The 19,190-nt window shown below is 60.8% G+C and carries 17 protein-coding genes; 6 read left to right on the top strand and 11 right to left on the bottom strand.

Annotated features, from left to right (window positions below; translation table 11 throughout):
- Window positions 1-246: 246 nt before the first annotated feature.
- Entirely contained in the window at window positions 247-678 is a 432-nt protein-coding gene (locus RHSP_RS04865) for a hypothetical protein (protein WP_051074041.1), read from the top strand.
- Between the two features lie 94 nt (window positions 679-772).
- Here RHSP_RS04865 and RHSP_RS04860 read toward each other — a convergent pair whose 3' ends face one another.
- Both RHSP_RS04860 and RHSP_RS04855 read right to left on the bottom strand, forming a co-directional pair.
- The gene (locus RHSP_RS04860; protein ID WP_004109930.1) at window positions 773-2,032 is read right to left on the bottom strand and encodes an SAM-dependent methyltransferase; all 1,260 of its coding nucleotides are present in this window, start codon (window positions 2,030-2,032) and stop codon (window positions 773-775) included.
- Window positions 2,033-2,176: 144 nt separating this feature from the next.
- Window positions 2,177-4,486, bottom strand: a complete 2,310-nt coding sequence (locus RHSP_RS04855; protein WP_037149646.1) for a Tex family protein — start codon at window positions 4,484-4,486, stop codon at window positions 2,177-2,179.
- Window positions 4,487-4,734: 248 nt separating this feature from the next.
- On the opposite strand from RHSP_RS04855, the gene purD reads away from it, so the two are divergent.
- The 3 genes from purD to RHSP_RS04840 all read left to right on the top strand — a co-directional run bounded on the left by purD (window position 4,735) and on the right by RHSP_RS04840 (window position 8,702).
- Window positions 4,735-6,003 (top strand): phosphoribosylamine--glycine ligase, encoded by a 1,269-nt coding sequence (purD, locus tag RHSP_RS04850; RefSeq protein ID WP_004109923.1) that lies wholly within the window; start codon window positions 4,735-4,737, stop codon window positions 6,001-6,003.
- A 113-nt stretch (window positions 6,004-6,116) separates the two neighbouring features.
- The gene (locus RHSP_RS04845; RefSeq protein ID WP_004109920.1) at window positions 6,117-6,545 is read left to right on the top strand and encodes a plant virulence effector HPE1-like domain-containing protein; all 429 of its coding nucleotides are present in this window, start codon (window positions 6,117-6,119) and stop codon (window positions 6,543-6,545) included.
- Window positions 6,546-6,884: 339 nt separating this feature from the next.
- Entirely contained in the window at window positions 6,885-8,702 is a 1,818-nt protein-coding gene (locus tag RHSP_RS04840) for a methyl-accepting chemotaxis protein (protein WP_004109917.1), read from the top strand.
- A 75-nt stretch (window positions 8,703-8,777) separates the two neighbouring features.
- Here RHSP_RS04840 and RHSP_RS04835 read toward each other — a convergent pair whose 3' ends face one another.
- The 7 genes from RHSP_RS04835 to RHSP_RS04805 form a co-directional block, all read right to left on the bottom strand.
- Window positions 8,778-9,272, bottom strand: coding sequence for a 2-thiouracil desulfurase family protein (locus RHSP_RS04835; RefSeq protein ID WP_004109914.1), 495 nt, complete (start codon window positions 9,270-9,272; stop codon window positions 8,778-8,780).
- 14 nt (window positions 9,273-9,286) lie between these two features.
- The gene (glyS, locus tag RHSP_RS04830) at window positions 9,287-11,515 is read right to left on the bottom strand and encodes a glycine--tRNA ligase subunit beta (protein ID WP_037149643.1); all 2,229 of its coding nucleotides are present in this window, start codon (window positions 11,513-11,515) and stop codon (window positions 9,287-9,289) included.
- A 1-nt stretch (window position 11,516) separates the two neighbouring features.
- Window positions 11,517-11,972, bottom strand: a complete 456-nt coding sequence (locus tag RHSP_RS04825) for an endonuclease domain-containing protein (protein WP_240535360.1) — start codon at window positions 11,970-11,972, stop codon at window positions 11,517-11,519.
- A gap of 172 nt (window positions 11,973-12,144) precedes the next feature.
- On the bottom strand, window positions 12,145-14,088 hold the full coding sequence (locus tag RHSP_RS04820; RefSeq protein WP_037149640.1) for a DUF2207 domain-containing protein: 1,944 nt from the start codon (window positions 14,086-14,088) through the stop codon (window positions 12,145-12,147).
- Between the two features lie 93 nt (window positions 14,089-14,181).
- Window positions 14,182-15,438 carry a 3-phosphoshikimate 1-carboxyvinyltransferase gene (locus RHSP_RS04815; protein ID WP_200863240.1) on the bottom strand — a complete coding sequence of 419 codons (1,257 nt, stop codon included), beginning with the start codon at window positions 15,436-15,438 and terminating at the stop codon, window positions 14,182-14,184.
- Between the two features lie 87 nt (window positions 15,439-15,525).
- Entirely contained in the window at window positions 15,526-16,077 is a 552-nt protein-coding gene (locus RHSP_RS04810) for a LemA family protein (protein ID WP_037149633.1), read from the bottom strand.
- A 175-nt stretch (window positions 16,078-16,252) separates the two neighbouring features.
- The gene (locus RHSP_RS04805; protein ID WP_004109899.1) at window positions 16,253-17,212 is read right to left on the bottom strand and encodes a glycine--tRNA ligase subunit alpha; all 960 of its coding nucleotides are present in this window, start codon (window positions 17,210-17,212) and stop codon (window positions 16,253-16,255) included.
- A 118-nt stretch (window positions 17,213-17,330) separates the two neighbouring features.
- On the opposite strand from RHSP_RS04805, the gene RHSP_RS04800 reads away from it, so the two are divergent.
- Both RHSP_RS04800 and RHSP_RS04795 read left to right on the top strand, forming a co-directional pair.
- Complete coding sequence (locus RHSP_RS04800; protein ID WP_004109897.1) at window positions 17,331-17,630, top strand: hypothetical protein; 300 nt, start codon at window positions 17,331-17,333, stop codon at window positions 17,628-17,630.
- A complete protein-coding gene (locus tag RHSP_RS04795) occupies window positions 17,620-17,919 on the top strand; it encodes a hypothetical protein (protein ID WP_004109896.1) in 300 nt (99 codons plus the stop codon). Before RHSP_RS04800 ends, RHSP_RS04795 begins: the two co-directional genes overlap by 11 nt.
- Before the next feature lie 128 nt (window positions 17,920-18,047).
- Here RHSP_RS04795 and RHSP_RS04790 read toward each other — a convergent pair whose 3' ends face one another.
- Window positions 18,048-18,239: a membrane protein gene (locus RHSP_RS04790; protein WP_037149631.1), complete on the bottom strand. Its 192-nt coding sequence runs from the start codon at window positions 18,237-18,239 to the stop codon at window positions 18,048-18,050.
- Between the two features lie 16 nt (window positions 18,240-18,255).
- A complete protein-coding gene (locus RHSP_RS04785) occupies window positions 18,256-19,116 on the bottom strand; it encodes a S49 family peptidase (protein WP_004109894.1) in 861 nt (286 codons plus the stop codon).
- Window positions 19,117-19,190 lie beyond the last annotated feature (74 nt).

Below are 19,190 nucleotides of genomic sequence, written 5' to 3'. Positions count from 1 at the left end.
TACAAAGGGCCATACACGCGGCCCTAGAGTTGCTTCAAATTATTCGGATCGCGTTACCGGCCTCTTAACCAAAAGCAGCTGAATCGACAGGGAGATCGAATTTAAGTTGAGGTTGACACCTTCCGGCCTGTGCCGATCTGTCGCGGTGATTTAATTAAGCTATAGACTACTCAATCATAAGTAATTACCAGCTATCTTCTGTGGTACATGGCCATTCACAGCCCCAGGTCCCTAAAAGAGAAACAAATGAAGACCACATCCCTGATTTCCCTAGGCCTATTCCTCAGCATTAGCGTCGTACTATCAGGTTGCGTCAGCGCACCGATCGGCGGCGCCAAGCAGGATCAATATTCGCACAGAGTCATTTCCGGCAAGAAGACGGCGCTCGGAATGGCTTCGTCGGTGAAGCGGGACTGCACATTCAACTCCTACCCCTATACAGGGGTGGTCAAGCAGCCCAGCCATGGCAAAGTAACATTCGAACATGGCACGGTTCACGTCAAATACGACAAGGATAGCGACGCCTATATCTGCAGCGGCAAGCCCGTTGAAGGCACTACGATATATTACACGTCCGATCCTGGTTTTGTCGGCACCGATCAATTCACCCTGCGGGTGACCGTGTTGTACGGAAGTAAGGTCAGCGACGAGAATCTGACCATCAAAGTGGTCAAATAGTACTCTTATCCTGACTACCTGGCAGGACTGAGCGCAAAACGCCGGACCATGGAAACCCATAGTCCGGCGCGATGACGTATTGATACGCGAAGGTTCAGAACGTCACCTTTTCCAGAGGCGCACGCGTCGCCTCGAATTCCTTCAGCTTCGCCTCGCGCTCCCCGATGTAATTACGGTTATCAGGCACGGCGAACTGGTTCTTGGCGATCTGCATCTGCATGATGAAAAGCTCATCCCAGCGGAAGCCCATTTCGGAGCCTGCCAGATAGAACTCCCACATGCGGAAGAACTTCTCGTCATAGAGCGCGACGGCATCGGCCTTGCGCGCGACAAAGTTATTGCGCCAATGCCTGAGCGTATAGGCATAGTGCATCGGCAGGGTTTCGACGTCCCTGGTGAGCAGCCCGGCCTTTTCAAGCGGCGGCGTGGTTTCGCCGATCGACGGGATGTATCCGCCTGGGAAAATATACTTCTCGATGAAGGCGTTGGTGGCGAAACTCGGCTTCGGCCGGGCGATGGAGTGCAGCAGCATGACGCCATTGTCATCCAGCAGCTCCGCAACCTTGCGGAAGAACTTGCCATAGTCGCCGATGCCGACATGTTCGAACATGCCGACGGAGACGATGCGATCGAACTTCTTGCCGGCCATGTAGCGATAGTCCTGCAGCTCGAAGCGGACGCGATCGGACAGGCCGCGCTTGGCCGCCCGCTCGCGCGATACCTTCAGCTGCTCTTCGCTGAGCGTGATGCCGGTGACGTCGAGACCTGGATAGGCTTCGGCGAGGTACATCGCCATGCCGCCCCAGCCGGAACCAATTTCCAACACTTTCTGACCTGGCTCGACCAAAAGCTTGGCAGCGATGTGGCGCTTCTTGGCCACCTGCGCTTCGTAGAGGCTGATGCCGGGCGGATTGAAATAGGCGCAGGAATATTGCCAATCCTCATCGAGGAAGAGATCGAAGAGCTTGGCCGACAGATCGTAATGATGCGCAACATTGTATTTGTTGCGGTTGATCGGCGAGCGGCTCTTGATCTGCTGCAAAGCGATGCGGCCGAGCAGCAGTGCCGCCATGCGGAAGTCGAAAATCTCATTGGTGGTATTCTGCTTCACCAGCGATAGGAACTCGTAGATGTTCCCCTGCTCGATGATGAAACGGCCCTCCATGTACATTTCACCGAGCTTGAGCGTCGGATCGCGAGCAATAGCGTCTTCCGCCTGCTGATCGGCAAAGCGGACGACCACCGTTTCACCGCTTCCGTCGCCGACCATATGGGTCTCGCCGGAAGCGAGCATAAGCTTGAGGGAGCCTTTATGGATAAGTTTCTTGACGAGAGAGAAAAGTACCGACGCCATGGACGCCTCGAATGTTATGACATGACATTGAGGCAACTTTAGCGCCTCGCAGCCTTGTGGCAAGCGCAGCTTTTCGCACACGTTGGCACTCTGGCAACAACTCTGCCAGAGTGTGACATTCTTGCATGATCTCCCGCTAAGTCCTTATTTTCGTTTAAGTGCATCCGCCAAAGCGGCGCCAAAACTACCCTGTTCCTCGCTCTTCGGACGGGTATTGCTCCTAACGCCAGCGTTGCGAACGCCGCCTTGCTCGCGCGACTCGCGTCCGGACGGGGCTGCCACAGTGCCGCCATCTTTGCGCATCGAGAGAGCGATTCGCTTCCGCTTCACGTCGACTTCGACAACCCGCACCTTCACCACGTCGCCGGCTTTGACGACCTCGTGCGGATCCTTGACGAAGCGGTCGGCCAATTGCGAGACATGCACCAAACCGTCCTGATGGACGCCAATATCGACGAAGGCGCCAAAGGCTGCGACATTGGTGACCGTGCCCTCCAGCAGCATGCCGAGCTTGAGGTCGCTGATCTCGTTGACGCCTTCGGCGAAGGTCGCGGTCTTGAAGCTCGGACGCGGGTCGCGGCCGGGCTTTTCCAGCTCGGCGATGATGTCGCGCACGGTCGGCAGACCGAACTTGTCATCGATGAACTGCCTGATGTCGACGGCCTTCAGCGTCGCCGTATCGCCCATCAGCGTGCGCAGATCGCGGCCGCAGGCGGCGACGATCTTCTTGGCGACGCCGTAGGCTTCCGGGTGCACGGAGGAAGCGTCCAGCGGCTCCTTGCCATTCGGGATGCGCAGGAAGCCGGCGCATTGTTCGAAGGTGCGCTGACCGAGGCGCGCGACCTTCAACAGATCGCGACGGGTTTCGAATGCGCCTTCGCCATCGCGATGCTTGACGATCGCCTCGGCGATCGAGGGGCCAAGGCCCGAGACGCGGGCCAGCAGCGGCGCCGAGGCCGTGTTCAGATCGACGCCGACGGCATTGACAGCGTCTTCGACGACCGCATCCAGCGAGCGGGACAGTTTCTGCTGGTCGACGTCATGCTGATACTGGCCGACGCCGATCGACTTCGGCTCGATCTTCACCAGTTCGGCCAGCGGGTCCTGCAAGCGGCGGGCGATGGAGACGGCGCCGCGCAGCGAGACGTCGAGGCCAGGGAATTCAAGCGCTGCCGTTTCCGAGGCGGAATAGACAGAGGCGCCGGCTTCCGAAACTATGACCTTGGTCGGCTTCGGTGCCGGCAATTCGGCGAGCATATCGGCCACCAGCTTCTCCGTCTCGCGGCTGCCGGTGCCGTTGCCGATGGAGATCAGCTCGACCTTATGCTTGCGGACAAGGGCCGCCAGGGTCGCCTGCGTACCGCGCACGTCGTTCTTCGGCGGGAAAGGATAGACCGTCGTCGTCTCCAGGAGCTTGCCGGTGCCATCGACGACAGCCACCTTGACGCCGGTGCGGATGCCCGGGTCGAGCCCCATGGTGGCGCGCGAGCCGGCAGGAGCCGCCAATAGCAGATCCTTCAGATTGCGGGCGAAGACATGGATCGCCTCTTCCTCGGCGCGCTCGCGCAGTTCGCGCATCAGGTCGAGCGACAGCGACATGGAGAGTTTTACGCGCCATGTCCAGCTCGCAACGTCCATCAGCCAGCGGTCGCCCGGCCGGTTCGGGCCGATCTCGTAGGTGGTGGCGATCATCCGCTCGACCGGCTTGTTCGGCGAGACGGCGTCCACATCCACATCGATCGTCAGCGTCAGGACCTCTTCGTTCCATCCGCGCAGCATCGCGAGCGCACGATGGCCAGGCGCCGTTGCCCAGCGCTCCTGATGAGCGAAGTAATCGGAAAACTTCGCGCCGGCCTCCTGCTTGCCGTCGACGACAACGGCCTTCAAGGTGGCGTTCGTTTTCATATGGCCGCGCAGCTTGCCGAGGAGGTCGGCATTTTCGGCAATGCCTTCGGCGATGATGTCGCGTGCGCCTTCCAGCGCCGTCTTCACGTCGGCCACTTCGGCCGTGATGAAGCCCTCGGCGAGAACGGCGGGTTCTTTCGAGCGGTCGGCGAGAATGGTGTCCGCGAGCGGGCCGAGGCCGCGCTCCCTGGCGATCTCGGCGCGGGTGCGGCGCTTCGGCTTGTAGGGCAGATAGAGATCTTCCAGTTCGGCCTTGGTGGCGACGGTTGCGACCTTGCGCATAAGCTCGTCGGTCATCTTGCCCTGGCCGGTGATGGATTCGATGATGGCGGCGCGGCGGGCTTCCAGTTCGCGCAGATAGACGAGCCGCTCGGCCAGCGTGCGGAGCTGTGTGTCGTCGAGGCCGCCGGTGACTTCCTTGCGGTATCGGGCGATGAACGGCACGGTCGCGCCTTCGTCGAGAAGCTCGATGGCTGATTTGGCCTGATCCGGGCGGGCGTTGATCTCGGCGGCAATGGTTGCGGCAAGGGAACGAATATCGGCGGCCATATGACTCTCTGAACTGGACAATCGTGAAGGGGACCATAAGCACGATCCCGCTGGCATGAGAAACAGTTTTCGACGCAGATCATGCCTATCCCGCAGGGAAGAGGCGATCTCGCGTCCAAACCATGCCCCGCTTTAGCGATAGAAAAAGGCGTGGCAATGTTGGTGGCGAAACCTCCACAGGATTTGACGCTTGACCTTTGGCCCAAGCCCGCTTAACCGCGCAAAGGGATGCAACGAAAGGGCAAGCCATGAGAGTTCTGTTGATCGGATCGGGCGGACGCGAGCACGCACTGGCCTGGAAACTGGCGCAATCGCCTCTCATGACGGAGTTCTATGCCGCGCCGGGCAATCCGGGCATTGCCGACCATGCAACGTTGGTCGCTCTCGATGTCGACAATCATGACGCCGTGGTCGCCTTCTGCAAGGAAAAGGCGATCGACTTCGTGGTCGTCGGGCCGGAGGCGCCCTTGGTCGCCGGCATCGCCGATAGGCTGCGCGCCGCCGGCATCGCCGTATTCGGCCCTTCCGCGGCAGCGGCGCAGCTCGAGGGCTCAAAAGGTTTCACCAAGGACATTTGCGCCCGCTACAACATCCCGACGGGCGCCTATCAGCGCTTCAACAATGCGCCGAAGGCAAAAGCCTATGTCCGTGCGCAGGGCGCTCCGATCGTCGTCAAGGCCGACGGGCTTGCCGCCGGCAAGGGCGTTACCGTCGCGATGACGGTCGACGAGGCGCTTGCCGCGATCGACGACTGCTTCGAAGGCGCATTCGGCGAGGCCGGCGCGGAAGTCGTCATCGAAGCCTTTCTGGATGGCGAGGAGGCAAGCTTCTTCTGCCTCTGTGACGGCAAGCATGCGCTGGCGCTGGCAACGGCCCAGGACCACAAGCGCGTCGGCGACGGCGACACAGGCCCGAACACGGGCGGCATGGGCGCCTATTCCCCTGCCCCGGTCATGACACCGGACATGGTCGAGCGCACGATGAAAGAAATCATCGAGCCGACGATGCGCGGCATGGCGGAAAGCGGCCATCCCTTCTCCGGCGTCTTCTTCGCGGGATTGATGATCACCGCCAAGGGGCCTGAGCTGATCGAATACAATGTCCGCTTCGGCGATCCCGAATGCCAGGTGTTGATGATGCGCCTGAAGAGCGATCTGCTGCCGCTGCTCTTTGCATGCGCCAACGGCACGCTCGATCAAGTGGGCGCTGAGTGGAGCGACGACCCGGCGCTGACCGTCGTCATGGCTTCTAAAGGCTATCCCGGTTCCTACGCAAAGAACACGCCGATTACGGCACTACCGGCCGACAGTGACGGCGCCAAGGTGTTTCATGCCGGAACAGCCTTGAAAGATGGCACGCTGGTCGCGACCGGCGGCCGCGTTCTCAACGTGACTGCGACCGGCAAGACTGTTAGCGAAGCGCAGAAGCGCGCCTACGCCCTTGCCGGCGAGGTGGAGTGGGAAAACGGCTTTTATCGCAACGATATCGGCTGGCGCGCAGTCGAGCGCGAAGCGTAAACAAAAGCTCCGATCCGGCGATCGGCAGTCCATTAAATCTTTACCTAATCTCCTGACGGTATGGAAACAAAGCTTCGCTAATGTCTCCATCAACCTAGATGGAGTTGTTTGCGATGCGTACCCTCTTCCTGACCTTGGCATGCGTGCTGGCCGGCAGTTCAGCCATGGCCTCGTCCATCCAGTCTGTCGAAGGCACGATGCGCAGTGGGACGAGCAGCATCGTCGCCAAGAGCTGCGCCGATTGCCCTGCCCTCAAGCCGCAGATGGTGGAAAAGGAATATAATGTTCCGACACTGGCACCCGGCACGCAAACGGTTGTCATCCGCAATATCGACGGCGAAAAAAGGGTCGTGCGCACCGAAGCCTGGATGGGCGGCTCTCCGGTCATGTTCGTCAGCAAGCCTACTCCGGAAGCCCTGGCTGCAGCCGGCGTCTCCTCCGACGGCATCGACGTGACGGCAAAGACCGCATCCTTGAAGGAAGTGGCCACAGCTCCCGAACCTGCTCCGCTCGATCTTTCGGCCTTCCAGCTTCGCCAATAATCCTGGAGCCTGCACCGACGGATCAGCCGTCGCGCGGCAATATTTAAAGTTGCACTCACTAATATTCAAATTATCGAAAATACAATAGATCCGCGCGCAATATTCACAGATCTAACGATGTATTACGGACACCAGCGAGAGCATATCCCTGGTTTCATCTCTCGCGAAATACAATCATGTCTCTGCAATTAAAGCTTTTTTAGACATAAACAGCGATTTTGTTGTCCACCGGACAGCAGCATGTCATTTGAAGCAGCGGCAAGCGTATTGAGATTCTCTCAGGCGATCGCACAGGCGGTAGGATACCGCACCGGTATTTAGTTACCTGTGGAGGCACTATTGAAGAATCTCAAGATCGCACATCAATTATTCGCCCTGCTCGGCCTTCTGATGGCTGCCTTCGCGGTGGCAACCTATTTCCAGATCAGATCGCAGGCCGATTCCATCTATGACGACCGCTTCGACATGCTGCGCACTCAGGTCGAATCCGGCATCTCCGTTATGAATCAGTATTATCAGCGCGAAAAATCCGGTGAGATGACGCATGAGGCGGCCCAGGCCGAGGCCTTCAAGGTGCTGTCGCATGTCAGCTTCGCGCCGGCAGGCTACTTCTTCGGCTTCGACTACAATGTGGTGCAGCGCATTCACCCGAGCCCGGTCAATATCGGCAAGGACATGTCCTCGCAGGTCGACAAGAACGGCACCCATTTCAGCAAGGAAATGGTGGAAAAGGCCATCAAGGGTGGCGGCCGCACAATCTACTACTGGAACAAGCCTGGCCATCCCAACAGCGACTTCTTCCTGAAGGGCAGTTATTCGGCAGCTTTCGACCCCTGGCAGATCGTGCTGGGCTGCGGCGTCTACATGGATGACCTGCAGGAGCAGATCAACGCGACGATGTGGCGTGCCCTGCTCATCTGCGGCATCGTTTTCGCAGTCGGCATCGGAGCCGCCCTCTACTTCATCCGCGGAATCACCAAGCCACTCGCCGACGTCCATGCCGCACTGAAGGCAGTGGCTGACGAGGATATGAAGATCGTCATCCCGCATACAGAGATGCGCAACGAGATCGGCATGATGGCGAAGGCAACGCAGGCTCTGCAGGAAAAGGTCCGCGAACGCCATATGCTGGCCGAACGCCAGGCGGCGCAGGAGCTCGAAATCAGCAGCGAGCGCGAACAGAATCTGCGCCAGCAGCAGGACGAGGCTCGCGAACAGACGCGAGTCGTCTCCGTGATCGGCAAGGCGCTCGAAGATCTCGCCCGCGGCGATCTGATGGTGCGTTGCGGCGATCTCGGCGCCAGCTATGCCGGCCTTCGCAACAACTTCAACGAGGCGCTGTCGCATCTGGAAGCCGCGATGGGACGCGTCAACGCCAAGGGCAACGATATCGGCCTTAGCAAGGAAGAAATCCGTCGCGCCTCCAACGAACTGTCGCAGCGCACCGAGCGCCAGGCCGCCAGCCTGGAGGAGACCTCGGCAGCACTCGACGAACTCACCGTTGCCGTGCGCCAAACGGCGGAAGGCGCCGACGAAGCCAGCAAGCGCGTTCATGCCGTCAGCACCGAAGCGTCGCGCAGCGATGCCGTGGTTGCCCAGGCCATCGAAGCGATGAGCGGCATCGAGAAGTCCTCGGCGGAAATCGGCAAGATCATCGGCGTCATCGACGAGATCGCCTTCCAGACCAACCTTCTGGCGCTCAATGCCGGCGTCGAGGCCGCCCGCGCGGGCGAATCCGGCAAGGGCTTTGCCGTCGTCGCCCAGGAAGTACGGGAACTCGCCCAGCGCTCCGCGGCAGCCGCCAAGGAGATCAAGGACCAGATCGCCCGCTCTTCCGGCCAGGTCGACCAAGGCGTGCGCCTCGTTGGCGAGGCAGGCGAAGCGCTGAAGCGCATCTCCGATCAGATCAAGGCCGCCAACGAAATCGTCTCGAAGATCGCTCACAGCGCCTCCGAGCAGGATACGACGCTGCGCTCGATCTCCTCTTCGATGAACCAGCTCGATGCGGCGACGCAGCAGAACGCCGCGATGGCAGAGGAAACAACCGCATCGGCCGAGACGCTCGCCGCCGATACGGAAGACCTGCTCGCGCTCATCCGCGGCTTCCGCGTCAACGATGGCCATCCGGCCATGGATCATCGTCGCCGGGCCGCCTGAGCGCTGGACACAGCGAGCAAAACGAAACCGCCGGGCTTACCTCCGGCGGTTTTTTATTTGACTGCGATGGTTGTATCAGTCCGCAGCTGCCAGCCGCTCGACCAGTCTGTCGATCTCGCGATCGGAATAGACCTCGATCCCGGCCTGCTTGAGCAATGCCGCCGTGACGCCCAGGCCATTCTGCCGGCCGCCGGAAAATGTGCCGTCATAGATGAAGCCCGAACCGCAGGATGGGCTACCGTCGATCAGGAGAGCGTAGCGACAGCCGGTTTCCGTTGCGAGCGCCAGCGCATTTTCGGCCGCCTGGCGAAATTCGACCGTGACATCGCCGCCGGTGATCTCCATCACCTTTGCAGCGCCGGCAAGCACGTCCTCGCCGGTGGCGCCGCCTGCAATCTCGGCCGGCGGCCTCGGAACCGCCATGCCGGCGGACATTTCCGGACAGATCATCACCAGCCGGCCCTCCTCGCGCCAGCGATCAATCGCCGGATGGGCGAGCGGCTTGGAGCGGCCGTCATAGCGGACGGCGTGGCCCATGAGGCAGGCGCTGACGAGGATCTTTCCGGTCATCGCGCCTCCATGCCTTATCCGACGATCTTCGAGAAGTCGGCGACGGTGCCCGTTGCCTCGCGGATCAGGCGCAGCAGCGCCAGGCGATTGGCGCGGATGGCAGCGTCTTCGTCGTTGACGAGCACGTCTTCGAAGAAGCGGTCGACCGGCGCGCGCAGCTTGGAAAGAGCTGCCATGGCCGAGCGGAAATCCTCCTTGGCGATGGCATCGGATGCCTCTCCGGAGGCGGCGTTGACGGCGGCAAAGAGATCCTTTTCCGCATCGAGCTTCAGCAAGGCTTCCGAAACGCCATCGGCAACGACGGTGCCCTTCTTCTCCTCGGCTGCCAGAAGCTGCGTGGCGCGCTTGGTGCCGGCCAAGAGGTTCTTGCCGTCCTCGGAGGTGATGAAGGCCGTCAGCGCCTCGACTCGACGCGCGACCATCAGGAGATCATCGGCATCAGGCGTCAGCACGGCGTCAATGAGATCATGGCGGGCGCCGAGATCGCGCAGATAGACCTTGAGGCGATCGTGGAAGAAGGCGAGCAGATCGGCATCCTTGGTGGTGGCGAGCAGCGGCAGGCGCACACCGCGCTCCAGGAGGATGCGGACAACGCCAAGCGCGGCACGGCGCAGCGCATAGGGGTCCTTCGAGCCTGTCGGCTTTTCGTCGATCGCCCAGAAGCCGACGAGCGTATCCAGCTTGTCGGCAAGCGCGACCGTGATCGCAACCTTGTCTTCGGGGACGCGGTCGGAGGGACCTTGCGGCTTGTAGTGATCTTCGATCGCCGTTGCCACGGAAGTGTTCTCGCCCTGCAGCGAGGCGTACTTGCGGCCCATGACGCCCTGCAGCTCGGGGAATTCGCCGACAGCCTCGGTGCGCAGGTCGGCCTTGGCGAGCACGACGGCGCGGTCGACCGGAGCGGCATCGGCACCGGTGATCTTGGCGAGGTCAGCGGCCAGCGCACGAATGCGGGCAACACGCTCGCCCTGGCTGCCGAGCTTGGCATGGAAGGTGACGTTCAGCGCGTCGAGCTTGGCCATGCGCTGATCGAGCGGCTTCTTCAGATCGAGGCCGAATTTCGCGGCGGAGGCTTCCAGCGTTTCGAGATCGGGCAGATCGCCCTGGTCGCGCTTCCAGAAATGTAGCGCGTCGGACAGGCGAGCGCGTACGACCTTGCCGTTACCGTGGATGATCTCCTTGCCGCCATCCGTCGCCTGGATATTAGCGATGAGGATGAAGCGGTTGGATAGAGCACCCTCCCCTTGAGGGGGAGGGTCGGCACGCAGTGCCGGGGTGGGGTGATCTTGTTGGAACAAGGGGTCACCCCCACCCGCAGCTTCGCTGCGACCTCCCCCCTCAAGGGGGAGGTGAGAGCCTTGCGGGCGCGTGACGAAGCACTTCTGGTTGGTCTTGATGGTGAGGCGGATGATTTCCGACGGGATCGACAGATAGTCTTCCTCGAAGGAGCCCATCAGCACCTGCGGCCACTCGACGAGACCGGATACTTCCTCCAGCAGGCCTTCGTCCTCGACCAGTTCCAGGCCGTTGGCGAAAGCGACATCGCGGGCATCATGCAGGATGATGTCCTTGCGGCGCTCGGCATCGAGAACGACGTAGGCCTTTTCCAGGCTCGAGGCATAGTCCTCGAAACGCTTGACCGTGATCGGGCCGGGCGCGTGGAAGCGATGGCCGTAGGTCACGTTCGAGGCGACGATGCCGTCGATCTCGAAGGGGATGACGACGGTCTCTTCATGTTCGGTGCCGAAGGTGCAGACGATCGACTGCAGCGGGCGCACCCAGCGCAGCGAGCCGGGCTTCACCGATGCCTTGCCCCAGCGCATGGACTTCGGCCATGGGAAGTTTCTTATGATGTCGGGCATGACCGCAGCAACGATTTCCTCCGCGGCACGGCCCGGCTTGGAAATGATCGCAACGTAGAAATCGCCCTTCTTCGGGTCACTCTGGACTTGCGCCTCGGAGACGGAGGAGAGGCCGGCGCCTCGCAGGAAGCCTTCGATCGCCTTCTCGTTGGCATCGGTGCGCGGACCCTTGCGCTCTTCGCGCACATCGGCCGAGCGTGCGGTCAGGCCGCGAATATCGAGCGTGAGGCGCCGCGGCGTCCAATATTCCCTGGCCCCCTCATAGGAAAGACCCGCTTCGACCAGGGCATCGGTCACCAGCTTCTTCAGGTCGCCGGCAGCCTTGCGCTGCATACGGGCAGGAATTTCCTCGGAGCGAAGTTCGAGAAGGAGATCGGGCATGTCAAGGTTCCTCACCCTCCCCTTGAGAGAGAGGGTCGGCACGGCGTGCCGGAGTGGGGTGAAAACGGTCGGCCTCTGCTAGCAAAATTTGCCGCTGCTGCACAATGGCAAATATCGTATTCAGAACGGCCTCGACTTCATCCATGACCTCGGCATTCCAGAATCGGACGACATGATAGCCTTGGCTTTCCAGAAAGGCCGTGCGCTGGGCATCGTAACGTCTTGCCGCATCCTCCGCATGCTGGCTGCCGTCAAGCTCGATGATCAAGCCGATCTGATGACAGGCGAAATCGGCGAAATAGCGCCCGATCGGGACCTGTCGACGAAAGTGCGTACCTTCGATCGGGATGCGCCACAAATGCTTCCAGAGCTTGGCTTCAGCATCGGTCGAACCGGCGCGCAGGCGGCGGCTGTTGGCGATTTTGAAGCGGTCGAGTTTGGAGGGCTTTTTGGGCATCGAAGATCTACACCTCTTACAATCGTAAAGTCGCCGCCAACACCCTCCCCTTGAGGGGGAGGGTCGGCCAAAGGCCGGGGTGGGGTGATCGCGGCAACCTTCGCAGCCAAACAATCGTCACCCCCACCCGCCGCTACGCGGCGACCTCCCCCCTCAAGGGGAGGGTGTCCGCTCACCATCCGCCGCCGCCGCCTCCACCGCCGCCGCCGCCGGAGAATCCGCCGCCACCGCCACCTCCCCCACTACCGAAAGCGGAGGACGAGCTGGAGACGGGCGCGGGAATGGTCGAGGCGATGGTCGACGCCATGGAGGAAGAGAAGTCGCCGATCGTTCCGCCTATATTGCCCGGGCGAAAATCACCGGAATACCAGATCGGCGCATAGGCCGCCGCCGCGGTTGCTCCCGCTGCCGTGGCAAGCCAGGTCTCAAAGGCACTGGACCAGGGCTTTTCGACACCGAGCGCAACTGCAAAGGGCAGCAGCTTCTCGAAATGCTGCGGCGACATCTGCGGTGCGCCCTGCATGTTCATCCGGTCGCGTTCCGCGAGCGTCAGGTATTGCCTTAGACCGGCGATGCCATCCATCATCTTGCGCCCAAGTGGCGTCGGCGCGCCCATCAGGAAATAGAAGACGACGTTGAGCGCGAAAATGCCGACGATACCCACCACCAGCGGCAGCAGGCCCGCTTCCCATAGCGGCACGACCGCGGCGGCAAAGCCGCTGACTGCAATCGAGACGAAGACGAAGCCGAAGAAGGCGAAGATCAGCACGGAAACAATGCGCTGGGCAAGGCTGGCGCTGTGCCTGCGGAACCTGCGGCCAATCGAGCTTGCGAAAATCGTGACGAATATCGACAGAAATCCAGGCACGATGATCAGCGGCAACGCATTCTCGTGCAGACGGCCGAAGATGACGATAGAGACCAGGATAAGAAACGATAGCGCGATGCCTGTCATGACGTAGAGCGAATTGGCTTTGTAATATTCGCCGCGATGATCGTGCTCGATGGCGCTGCGGAACTTCGAGCCGAGTTGCTGCACCGCCTCGCCGTTTTCCCTGTCGATGACAAGCGGCGTGAATGGGCCGACAGCCTGCATCAGCACCTTGTCGCCGCCGCCGAGATCGCTGCCCGCCTTGCCCGTGGGTCTTATGACCACCTTTCCCTTCAGGTCGTCGAGAATGACATAGCCGCGCACGGCAAGATCGATCGCAGTCGCCGAGAATGCCGTCCAGCTGGAACTGGCAAAGCCCTTGTTGTCGATGTAGTTGACCAGCGCCGGGGAGATACCTTCCGGCGGGTCCCAGCGCGGAACCATGACGCCGGGCGGAGGATCGCGGCCGACGGCGATCCAGCTTCGCAGGTAATAGACGAACAGTACGATCAACCCGCCGATGGCGATGGTCGTGTCGAGATGGTCCTTAAGAAACCAACTCCATTGCTGGCTGCCGCTGGGCGGCGCAATCGCCCCCTTCGCAAGCTTGATGGCGATCGTCAGACCTTCGGCACGATCAAGCGGTCGGGTTGTGACGAAGGTGGCCGTATTACCTTGAGTGCTGGCGTTGGCATTCTTATCTTTCGCGCCGAGTGGGCCGGTGAAGAAGGCAAGCTGCTGCGGCTGCACACCATCGGGCAATGTGACCACAGCCTTGGCATTCATAATCGGGAACAGCCAGCCGTTGCCTGTCACGTTCCAGTAAAGCTCGCCATGATCGTCGAAATAGCGCATCTGACGATTGGTGTCGTAAGTGATGCGGAAGGTATGCGGGCCGGGGCTCAGCACCCGATCGGCGTTGCCGATATAGATGCGCTCGCCGCCGTTGATGCGCTCGGTGCGCCAATCCTCCGGCTGGCCGTCGCGCTCGACGGAGACGACCTTGAAATCCACCTGAATCTCACGGCCGTTGGCATCGGTCATTGTCAGCGGAAAATCGCGGAAGATGCCGCGGCGGATATCAAGTCCCTCGGCATTGGCGGCGATCGTCTCGACGACCCGCATGGAGCCGTCGCGATGCAGGGCGATCTCTTGATCGAATTTGGTGATGAGTTCGGCCGCCGTGACGGCCGTCGCGCAAAGCAGCAGGCACAAAGCCAGGAAGAACCCGCAAAGCCGTGTCATCACTCCCCCAAAAGGATGGCAGCGACGCCGTTATAGGCGCCGCTTCGCGTCAGAAATACATCCGCGCTCAACCTCGGCTGGAATGGCAGAGCGTCAGTCTTCGTAGGTGACCCCCAGCGAGGCCAGTACGTTCCAGTAGGACGGGAAGGTCTTGGCGACGCAATCGGGGTCGAGAATGGTGATGCCGCCGATCTTCAGGCCCGCGAGCGCAAAGCTCATGGCGATGCGGTGATCGGCGAAACTGTCGATCTCCGCCGGCAGCACTTTGCCGGCAAGACTCGGATCGGATGCGACGATCAGATCGTCGCCCTCTTCCGTGCCGAGGTTCGGAACGATGCGCGACAGGCCGCTCGACAGCGCGCGGATACGGTCGCATTCCTTGACGCGTAGATTTTCGATGCCGACGAAGCGCACCGGCGTTTCGTTGAATGCGGCGAGAACGGCGAGCGTCGGGATGGCGTCCTGCATCTGCGAGCCGTCGATGACGGCAGGCAGATGCGGAAACTTCGAGATCAGATCATAGGCTTTCGCATCCGGCTGCGAGAACTGTTCCGCCGGGGTGCCAAGATCGATACTGCCGCCGCTCAGCACTTCGGCAGCCCAGAGATAGGTCGCGGCAGAGGCATCCGGCTCGATCAGGAAATCGGCGGCATGGTAGCCGGTGGGTTCGACGCGCCAGGCGACCGGGCTCACGCGATCGACCTTGGCGCCGAAAGCGCGCATTGCCGCAACCGTCAAGTCGATATAGCCGAGGGCGCCGATATGCTCGCCGAGCAGCTCGACATCGACGGCGCGATCGCCGCCGGCGGCCATCATCAACAGCGCCGAGACATACTGGCTGGAAAGGCCGCCATCGATCTGCACGCGGCTTGCCTCGAAGCGGCCGGTGCCATTGATGGTGACGGGCGGGCAGCCGGTTTCCGTCGAGGCATCGACACCGAGCGAGCGGAGCGCGTCGACGAGCGGGCCGATCGGCCGCTTGCGCATATGGGCATCGCCGTCGACGACGACCTTGCCGTCAACCAGCGCGGCGGCGGCGGTCAAAAAGCGCGTCGCGGTGCCGGCGTTGCCGAGAAAAAGCGGGGCTGCCGGCGCCTGCAGTTTGCCGCTGCCGGTGACAATGAAGGTCGTGTCGTCAGGCTCATCGATCGTGACGCCCATGGCGCGCAGCGCTTCGGCCATATAGCGGGTATCGTCGCTCTTCAGCGCGCCGGTCAGCCGGCTCGTGCCCTTGGCAAGGCCTGCCAGCAGCAGGGCGCGGTTGGTGATCGATTTCGATCCCGGCGGCATGGCGCGCCCGGTCAGAGGCTTGCCCGGCGGGATAATCGTGAGTTTGGCTCTACCCATCATCATTCTCTTTGGTCAGTCAGGAAGGCGGCCGATGGCCGGCGGTCGGCATCCTTTACCGCCTTGCATGAAAAACCGATAGCGGAAATCTCAGAACTTTACCGTGGGAACGGCGCGATCTGCTTCGTTGGCGATCTCGAAATAGGCCTTCTTGACGAAGCCGAAGGGGCCGGCGATGAGATTGTTCGGGAAAGTCTCGACCTTGACGTTCAGATCGCGCGCTGCACCGTTGTAATAGCGGCGCGACATCTGGATCTCGTTTTCCGTCGTCTCCAGCGACTGCTGCAGCTCGACGAAGCCCGTATTGGCCTTCAGGTCGGGATAGGCTTCGGAAACGGCCATCAGGCGGCCAAGCGCCTGGCTGAGGATGCCTTCGGCTGCGGCACGGCCGGCGACATCGCCTGCAGGCACGGCCTGGGCCGCATTGCGCGCCTGGGTGACTTCGACCAGCGTCTTGTTCTCATGGCCGGCATAGCCTTTGACCGTCTCGACCAGATTGGGAATGAGATCGGCGCGGCGCTTCAGCTGCACGTCGATGCCGGACCATGCTTCCTCCGCAATCTGGCGCGCGCGAACGAGCCCATTGTAGATGAAGACGACATAGAGTGCGGCCAGCACTATGATTGCGAGAAAAATGAACATCTGAAATCCCCGGGGCGACTGCAACCACGGGGACACTAGGCAGATTTTTCGGCAATGTCACCCGGCTTTAGCGGCGATGCAGACTGGAGAACCGCCGCAAGGCGCGATCTCGGGGATACTCGCCTTCGGATTGTTCCGGGGAGCGCGCATCTTACGCGCTCCGGCCTTATTCAGCTCAGGCGGCCTGCTGGTTCCAGTTGGCGCCGCCGGCATCCGTCAACAGGAAAGCCTCGCCGCAGGCCTTGGCCAGTGTGCGCACGCGCAGGATGTAGCTCTGGCGCTCCGTCACCGAGATGACGCCGCGGGCATCGAGCAGGTTGAAGACGTGGCTCGCCTTGATGCACTGGTCGTAGGCCGGGAAAACGCACTTGTGCAGGCGCTGGTTTTCGCTGTCGCCAGGCGCGCCGGCCGCCAGCAATGCCTGGCATTCCTTCTCGGCATCGATGAAATGGCGGTGCAGCATTTCCGTATTGGCATATTCGAAATTATGCCTGGAATATTCCTGCTCGGCCTGAAGGAAGACATCGCCGTAGGTGATCTTGTCTTCGCCTTCGAGGCCGTTGAAGTTCAGTTCATAGACGCTGTCGACGCCCTGAACATAGGTGGCAAGGCGCTCCAGACCATAGGTCAGCTCGCCGGCGACCGGTGCGCATTCGATGCCGCAAACCTGCTGGAAATAGGTGAACTGCGAAACTTCCATGCCGTCGCACCAGCATTCCCAGCCAAGACCCCATGCACCAAGCGTCGGGCTTTCCCAGTCGTCTTCGACGAAACGGATGTCATGCAGAAGCGGATCGAGGCCGATCGCCTTCAGCGAGCCGAGATAAAGCTCCTGCAGGTTCGGCGGATTGGGCTTCAGGATGACCTGATACTGATAATAGTGCTGCAGGCGGTTGGGGTTCTCGCCGTAGCGACCGTCGGACGGGCGGCGGGACGGCTGCACATAGGCGGCCCGCCAAGGCTTCGGGCCTAGCGCGCGCAGCGTGGTCGCCGGATGGAACGTGCCGGCGCCGACTTCCATGTCGTAGGGCTGCAGAACCGCGCAACCCTTGTCGGCCCAGTAATTGTGCAACGTCAGGATCAGCGCCTGAAAGGAGCGCTTCGGGTTCATGTGGTCGGGCACGTTGGCAGTCATGGGATCAGCTACTATCTGCTTAGTGTAGGGTGGCGCGACAGGTGCCACGATAGGAGACAAGGGTCAAGACATGACGTATAGATAGCGCTATGCTTCTCCACGCTGCCTGGAGAAGATAATGAACATCAAAACCGAAATCACATTGTCTGAACATCATCTTCGCCTCGCTGAAAAGATGGTGGAGGAAGGTGCGTTTCCATCGATTTCCAGCCTTGTTGAAGCTGCGATCGAGCACGTCGATCAAATAAGGCATCATCATGAAGCACCGGCCGATGCCGTTTTCGGCATGGCGGATGAAATTCGCCGCCGGATGGAACTGCCTGAAGATCAATGGATACCGCTAAAGGGTGATACTTTGTTTGACGACGTCCGTGCACTCATCCGAAAAAAAATGGATAAGAGGCAGAATGACGTATGAGGTTAGTCGTCATCCCCTCGTTCGCGACGACCTTTTTAATATCACGATACTGATTGGCGAATATGCCGATTATGCCATAGCCGAAAGTAAAATCGAGCAAATCGAAACGACATTGAACGCGCTGACCGATTTTCCGTATATCCGAACCACGCGCGACGACATTTATCCCGGGTTACGCGCCATTCCTGCGGCGGAAAAGCAGTCGTCTGCTTCACAGTCAACGAACAGACCGCGACCGTTCACATCATCTGCATCAGCTACGCAGGCGCGGATTGGGCAAGCCGGGTAAAGGAACGACGCTAGCGTTTTCATCAAACCGTGCGTTGGCCTCTTCACGGCTGAACGTCCAATCATCCGGTAGCTTCAGTTTAAGATTCCTGAGCTCCTTCAACCGTTCCTTATCATTGATCGCCACGGCTATTCATCCTCGCGCTTCACATGATACTCGCCGGTCTTCGGATCCTTGACGAGCGTTCCCATGGCGCCGGTGCGGCGTTCCGTTTCGGCGCGGCGGGATTTTTCGGCGAGCTTCTGGGCATCGCGCACGAAGCGCCGATAGAGCAGCCAAATGCCGCCGACGGCGATGATGAAGAAGATGATCTGGGGCATCACCTTACGCTCCCGGTTACAATCCGTATCGGCCCCACAATGCCTTTTCCTCTGCCGCTTCCGCAAGCCCGGACGCAATGCCGGCACCGAGGCCATCCATGCCGCCAAGCGAAATACCTGGAGCCTTGCGGCCGAAAAGGCTGCGCGGCGTGGTGACCAGCGCAAGCTTCACCTTGTCGCCGAAACGCTTCCTCAATTCCTGACGCATGTCGCCGAGGCCGTCAATCAAGCCAAGCTCCAGCGCGCGACCGCCCGTCCAGAACAGGCCGGAGAACACCGTTTCGTCCGCCGAGAGCTTTCCAGTCCGCCGTTCAAGCACCATGTCGATGAAGACCTTATGGATTTCGAGCTGCAGGCTCTTCAGATATTCGATGTCCTTTTCCTTCTCCGGCTGGAAGGGATCGAGGATCACTTTGTTTTCGCCGGCGGTGTAGACGCGGCGTTCGACGCCGAGCTTCTTCAGCAATTCCGGAAAACCGAAGCCGCCGGAGACGACGCCGATCGAGCCGACAATGGAGGTGGCGTCGGCTATGATCTCGTCACCCGCCAGCGCGATCATATAGCCTCCGGACGCCGCAACATCCTCGACGAAGACCAGCACCTTTTTCTTTTTATCAGCCGCCAGATCGCGGATGCGATTGTAGATCATGCGCGACTGCACCGGAGAGCCGCCCGGCGAATTGACGATGATGGCGACGGCTGGCGCTGCCTTTATGTCGAAGGCCTTTTCAAGCGCCAGCGATACACTCGCCAGATTAAGGGATTGCCGCAGCGGGCCGCCACCGGATGAGATGACGCCGCTCAGGCGAACGACGGGCACGATCACCCGCTCCTTGCGGAAGCGCTTCGGAAGCATGCGTCTCAAGAACCCAACCATTCGTCATCCCTGAATCATGATATTTGCTGCCCCGTGATGTATGCATGGAAACGGCAAACGCAACATTGCCGATC

It is taken from the genome of Rhizobium freirei PRF 81 (genome assembly GCF_000359745.1).
In the GTDB taxonomy this organism is placed as follows: domain Bacteria; phylum Pseudomonadota; class Alphaproteobacteria; order Rhizobiales; family Rhizobiaceae; genus Rhizobium; species Rhizobium freirei.
The sequence above is the reverse complement of the archived record's forward strand: the minus strand, read 5'-3'. Positions and strand labels throughout refer to the sequence as shown.

Bases quoted from the DNA above. Each gene is read 5' to 3' on its own strand.
- RHSP_RS04785 (WP_004109894.1), bottom strand. From the start codon at position 19,116: ATGGTTGGGTTCTTGAGACGCATGCTTCCGAAGCGCTTCCGCAAGGAG.
- RHSP_RS04825 (WP_240535360.1), bottom strand. From the start codon at position 11,972: ATGCCCAAAAAGCCCTCCAAACTCGACCGCTTCAAAATCGCCAACAGC.
- RHSP_RS04835 (WP_004109914.1), bottom strand. From the start codon at position 9,272: ATGACCGGAAAGATCCTCGTCAGCGCCTGCCTCATGGGCCACGCCGTC.
- RHSP_RS04790 (WP_037149631.1), bottom strand. From the start codon at position 18,239: ATGCCCCAGATCATCTTCTTCATCATCGCCGTCGGCGGCATTTGGCTG.
- RHSP_RS04855 (WP_037149646.1), bottom strand. From the start codon at position 4,486: ATGGCCGCCGATATTCGTTCCCTTGCCGCAACCATTGCCGCCGAGATC.
- glyS (WP_037149643.1), bottom strand. From the start codon at position 11,515: ATGCCCGATCTCCTTCTCGAACTTCGCTCCGAGGAAATTCCTGCCCGT.
- RHSP_RS04860 (WP_004109930.1), bottom strand. From the start codon at position 2,032: ATGGCGTCGGTACTTTTCTCTCTCGTCAAGAAACTTATCCATAAAGGC.
- RHSP_RS04865 (WP_051074041.1), top strand. From the start codon at position 247: ATGAAGACCACATCCCTGATTTCCCTAGGCCTATTCCTCAGCATTAGC.
- RHSP_RS04805 (WP_004109899.1), bottom strand. From the start codon at position 17,212: ATGACTGCCAACGTGCCCGACCACATGAACCCGAAGCGCTCCTTTCAG.
- purD (WP_004109923.1), top strand. From the start codon at position 4,735: ATGAGAGTTCTGTTGATCGGATCGGGCGGACGCGAGCACGCACTGGCC.
- RHSP_RS04810 (WP_037149633.1), bottom strand. From the start codon at position 16,077: ATGTTCATTTTTCTCGCAATCATAGTGCTGGCCGCACTCTATGTCGTC.
- RHSP_RS04795 (WP_004109896.1), top strand. From the start codon at position 17,620: ATGACGTATGAGGTTAGTCGTCATCCCCTCGTTCGCGACGACCTTTTT.
- RHSP_RS04815 (WP_200863240.1), bottom strand. From the start codon at position 15,438: ATGATGGGTAGAGCCAAACTCACGATTATCCCGCCGGGCAAGCCTCTG.
- RHSP_RS04845 (WP_004109920.1), top strand. From the start codon at position 6,117: ATGCGTACCCTCTTCCTGACCTTGGCATGCGTGCTGGCCGGCAGTTCA.
- RHSP_RS04800 (WP_004109897.1), top strand. From the start codon at position 17,331: ATGAACATCAAAACCGAAATCACATTGTCTGAACATCATCTTCGCCTC.
- RHSP_RS04820 (WP_037149640.1), bottom strand. From the start codon at position 14,088: ATGACACGGCTTTGCGGGTTCTTCCTGGCTTTGTGCCTGCTGCTTTGC.